Source organism: Chitinophaga sp. (assembly GCF_036566945.1).
GTDB lineage: Bacteria > Bacteroidota > Bacteroidia > Chitinophagales > Chitinophagaceae > Chitinophaga.
Genome location: NZ_DATCVJ010000304.1, coordinates 1 through 5,028, shown reverse-complemented (window position 1 = coordinate 5,028; position 5,028 = coordinate 1). Strand labels below are relative to the sequence as shown.

Here is a 5,028-nt window from a genome sequence, read left to right as displayed (position 1 = left end):
TGTGCAATGTCTGCATCGCTAAATTCATCACTACCACCAATACCCGGCATATCGCCATTAATTTCAGGCGCTTTATACATTTTTCCATGGACCTCTACCGGGCCGGTTAACCCAAATAATACAATCGAGATAAATGCTTTCTTGTTGCCATTTACCCAGTTGCTTTCATTCAGTGGCGGCGCCATAGCGGCAATCCCCTCCCCGCTTTTACCATGACAGGTTTGGCAAACGGTATTGAATATTTTATAGCCGCGGGGCAATGTTTTTCTTAACTCGTCCATCTTTTTCGCATCGGCTTTGCTGTCCATGTTTTTCAACACGGTTTCCAGCTGCCTCCGCAACACCAGCGTGGTATCAGGATTCCAGGCAATTACCTGTTTCAGTAATGCCGCTTCCCGGTTCGCTGCATTATTAACCAATGCCGCCGCAACATAACGGTTAGGGGCATACGCTTTTATCATTTTATCTTCCAGACGGCTCGCATTTGCTTTATCAAACTTTGCTACTGCTGGTAAAAGATAGGCAACCGCAGGCGCCAGGTAAGGGTTATCAGATAAGCTATCCAATGCCGCTACCATGGCTTTTACATTGCTGCCGTTTAATACAGATGGTAAAGCTGCCAATGCCTGCATCTTCATAGCGGCATTGTTCTCTTTCCAAATGCTATTCAGATCTTCCGCCGTTAGCTGATGCAATCCTTCCAGGGTCCACAGTGCAGGGATTTGGCTCACCGGATCTTTCAGCAGGTTGCGTACATCCGGCGCCACGGTCACTAATTGCTGATCGATGATGAGTTGTTGTGCTTTATCCCGCAGCACGCCATTAGGCGATTGCAACTGGCTAACCAATGCAGGCGCGCCATCACTCCTGGGTGGCATGGTTACCTGTTTACCTGTAGGAACAATGCGGTAAATACGTCCGCAGTTCAGCGGCTGGGTAAGACTCCGCATTTTCACCTCGTTTTTCAGGTACCCGGTGATATAGGTTTTATGTTGCAGGATGCCCCGATACATATCCGCTATATAGATGGCGCCATCAGGTCCGGTCTTTAAGTCTACCGGCCGGAAACGCTCATCAGTACTCGCCAGGAACTCCTGGTGCTGATAGGCTTGGACACCTTTCACGATATAACTGCTATCTGATAAGCGGTTTCTTTTGATCAGGTTGGCAGAAGGTTCTGCTACAAAGGCGTTGCCCTGATAGTCCGCTGGTAACAGGTTGCCGCGATAGATCATAGGTCCGCAGGCTGCGGTAAAGTTCACGAGGCGCAAACTATCGTCCAGCGTGCCTTTCGAATAGCCCCGGTTTACACCCGGTGTGGGGTGGATGGGATACGTACGGTTGTCCGGTACTATTTTCTGATCGAAGCCGGCCGCATTTTGTTGCGCCGGGTTGGTACCACCTAATCCGGGTGGGAAATAGTCGCCCAGCAGGTTTTCCGAGTTGTTATTATAATAGAGACGCCCCTGGTTGTCCTGGGTAATACCCCACTGACCGCGGAAATGAGTGCTTTCTTTCAGCCACTTATTGCCCACCTTACGGTAACGCCTATCCGATTTTGCATTATAAATCCAGTTGTCCATAGCGCGCAGCAGTCCATTAGGCTGATGCTCCACGTTGCCGCCGGCCGCGTATTGATCATCTACGAGGGTTCTTTTGCCGGGTTTGTCGCCGTTGTTTTCATAAAACCAGAGTTCCGGCGGTGTGGCCACCAGCACGCCATTCTCGACTAAACATACGGCCCTTGGCAGTACCAGGGAATCCAGGAATACGGTTCTTTTGTCCATCACCCCGTCGCCGGTGGTATCTTCCAGAATTACAATTTTGCCATCGGGCTTATCTTCTCCGGTACCAACGGTATCGGGCATAAAACCGGTCATTTCCACCACCCACATTCTGCCGCGTTCATCAAAGGTCATGGCCACTGGCGCTACCACCATGGGTTCAGCTGCTACCAGCTGTACTTCCAGGCCCTTATCGAATTGCATGTGACTGATGGCGGTTTTGCCATCCAATACCGGAGACGTGGCGAACTGCTCCCGCATCGCCAAAGAATCTGATGCGTGTTTGTTTCCTTTCTGGTGCTGATCCCCCTGCCCACAGGCCAATAAAGCAAGAGATAACGTGGTCGTAATAAGATAGTGAATACGCTGCATTGTTATTATTCGGTTGCGAAAAAGTAAAAATACATTTCTGAATATATTTTTTTTGAAAAATTATATGAGCTAACAGTTTCGCACCAACGCGACACCAAAAAAACTTATCTTCGTCGCTTCATTGCATACATTTTACGATTTATTTGCATTTATGGAACGCTTTCAGGGCCTCATAGGCATTGTCCTTATTTTGGGTATTGCCTTTTTGTTTTCTAACAACAAGAAAAAGATCAACTACCGGTTGGTATTGAGTGGCATTGGATTACAGGTGGCGATTGGTCTTTTGGTATTCAAGGTGCCTCCTATTACCTGGTTTTTCAAACGTGTGGGAGATGCAATGGGTAAGCTGGAAGCCTTTGCCCGTCAGGGTGCGGCCTTTGTGTATGGCGGCATTGGCATTACACAACATGATGGGAGCATAAAAGACTATGCCGGCGGTGGTTTTGTATTTGCCTTTAATGTTACCGCCACCATCATCCTGGTATGTGTCCTGGTAGCGGTTTTATATCATTTTGGTATTATGCAGCGGGTAGTAGCAGTGATTGCGCGTGCCATGAACTATGTAATGCGCGTAAGTGGAGCGGAAGCGCTGAGTAACGTAGCCAGTGCTTTCGTAGGACAGGTAGAAGCGCAGGTAATGATTCGTCCTTACTTATCCAGCATGACCAAAAGTGAAATACTGGCGTCTATGAGTGGGAGTTTGGCCTGTATTGCCGGCGGTATCCTGGTGGTATACGTGAACATGGGTGCGCAGGCGGGTTTACATATTGCGCCTTTCCTCATCACGGCCAGTCTCATGGCGGCTCCTGGCGCCCTGGTGATTTCCAAGATCGTGTTTCCGGAAACAGAGGAAAGCGTGACCATGGGTCGTGTGAAAATGGAAGTAAAAAGTAATTATACCAACGTGATCGATGCCATCTCACATGGCGCCGGCGATGGTTTTAAAATAGCCATGAACGTGATCGCGATGCTGATCGGTTTTATTGCGTTCATTGCGTTGATCGACTGGTGCCTGATCCATATTGGACATATTTTCAACCCTGACTTTAACCTGAGCCTCGATTGGATTTTCGGAAAACTGTTTATGCCGATGGCCTGGGCTATTGGCGTACCAAAAGCCGATGTGCAAAACGTGGCCACGTTGCTGGGACAGAAATTAACCATCAACGAATTTGTGGCCTTTAAGAGTATGACCGATAAAACGGTACCTGTGCTGACTTCCAAAGGTATTGCCATTGTAACCATTGCCATTGCTGGCTTTGCGAACTTCAGCAGTGTGGGGATGCAGATCGGTGGTATTGGAGAACTGGCGCCGGATAGAAGAGCTGACCTGGCCAAGCTGGGGTTAAAAGCGTTGCTGTGTGGTACGTTGGCGTCTTATATGTCTGCTGCTATTGCGGGGATATTGATCTAAGCGATTTTTTGTCTTACTCAGGATTATACTGATTTAGATGATTTTCAAGATTTTGTTTTACAGGATTAAAAAAGATTTTGGGAGATATAAGCGGGTAAATATTTTATCCGCTTATATCTCCCAAAATCTTTTTTACATCTTCCAAAATCAAAAGGAAAAAATCCGGAAAATCATCTAAATCAGTATAATCCTGCATAAGACAATCGCCGAAGGCGATCCCCTCCCCTCCAAACCTCCTAAAAATACAAAAACAGCGAACAGCCAACAGGAGCTTACCTGCTTTGCTATCCGCTGTAATAATAATATGATGGAAAAACAGATTTTATCTACATAAAAATCCGCGCGAACAATACCGTGGTAAAACAATTGCCTACCCCGAATCGTATAAGCCTGATGAAAATTAATCCAAACGCTTAATCAGGCCCGCCTGCACTGCAGCCCAGGCTTCGCCCTGACCAGCATCTTCCCAGTAATTCTTCATTTCAGAAGACGCTACAATTTTATTGACTGCTGCGATGGCCTGATTCCTGAGTGCACGGGTACCGATGAGGTTCAGTACATCCAGCTGATCAAGCGGATCTTCCGGAAAGTCCTCGCTGGGACGGCCTACCAACGCTGAAACCAGTTCAGCAGCTGCCAGCGCCTCTTCGCAATCCGGTACTTCCAGTGTTTCGATGTTGTTAATGATACGCGCTAACGTATCAGCCACCAATCCACCATCTTTGTTTTCAATCAGGTCAAATATCCAATCCTGTGATCCATCATTTTCAAAATTCCTGGTGCCCCATGCGCCCATAGTGTTTACGTTTTTTTATTTTTTTAGAATCAAGAATAAAAGTAATCGAATCTCTTTACAACAACTAAACCAACCGACTAGTTCAAACTTCTGAAATCTACCGGTACCAGTTTGCTGACACCCGGCTCCTGCATCGTTACGCCATAGATCACATCTACAGCAGCCATGGTTTGTTTGTTGTGCGTTACAATAATAAATTGTGAATTATCTGAAAACTTCCTGATCATGTTGGTAAACTTGCCCACATTGGCATCATCCAGTGGCGCATCTACCTCATCGAGGATACAGAAAGGTGCCGGCTTAATCAGGTAAATGGCAAACAACAACGCCGTAGCGGTGAGTGTTTTTTCTCCGCCGGACAGCTGTGTAATAGCCGCCGGACGTTTACCTTTGGGCTTGGCGATGATTTCAATACCGGTATCGGCCAGGTTAGCGGGGTCGCTCAGGATCATATCACACTGATCTTCTTCCGTAAACAGGGCTTTAAATACCCGGATGAAATTCTCTTTTACCGCATTAAAGGTATCGAGGAACTTCTGGTTAGCGGTAGACTCCACCTCCTGGATAGTCGCCAGCAGGGAATCTTTCGCATTTACCAGGTCGGTTTTCTGTTCCAGGATAAACTCATATCTTTTCTTCATTTCCTGATAAGCTTCAATGGC

3 protein-coding genes and 1 pseudogene are annotated in these 5,028 nt (G+C 47.2%); 1 reads left to right on the top strand and 3 read right to left on the bottom strand.

The genetic code is table 11. The features are described from left to right. On the bottom strand, positions 1-2,156 hold a 2,156-nt coding region (locus tag VIP81_RS08950), incomplete at its 3' end, for a DUF7133 domain-containing protein (RefSeq protein ID WP_331958679.1). A gap of 151 nt (positions 2,157-2,307) precedes the next feature. Between VIP81_RS08950 and VIP81_RS08945 the strand changes: the two genes are divergently transcribed. After that, on the top strand, positions 2,308-3,570 hold the full coding sequence (locus VIP81_RS08945) for a NupC/NupG family nucleoside CNT transporter (protein WP_331958676.1): 1,263 nt from the start codon (positions 2,308-2,310) through the stop codon (positions 3,568-3,570). 400 nt (positions 3,571-3,970) lie between these two features. Here VIP81_RS08945 and VIP81_RS08940 read toward each other — a convergent pair whose 3' ends face one another. Together VIP81_RS08940 and VIP81_RS08935 are read right to left on the bottom strand one after the other, a co-directional pair. Next, on the bottom strand, positions 3,971-4,366 hold the full coding sequence (locus VIP81_RS08940; RefSeq protein WP_331958673.1) for a DUF4259 domain-containing protein: 396 nt from the start codon (positions 4,364-4,366) through the stop codon (positions 3,971-3,973). Positions 4,367-4,443: 77 nt separating this feature from the next. Next, a pseudogene (locus tag VIP81_RS08935) lies at positions 4,444-5,028 on the bottom strand (AAA family ATPase); the annotation flags it as partial.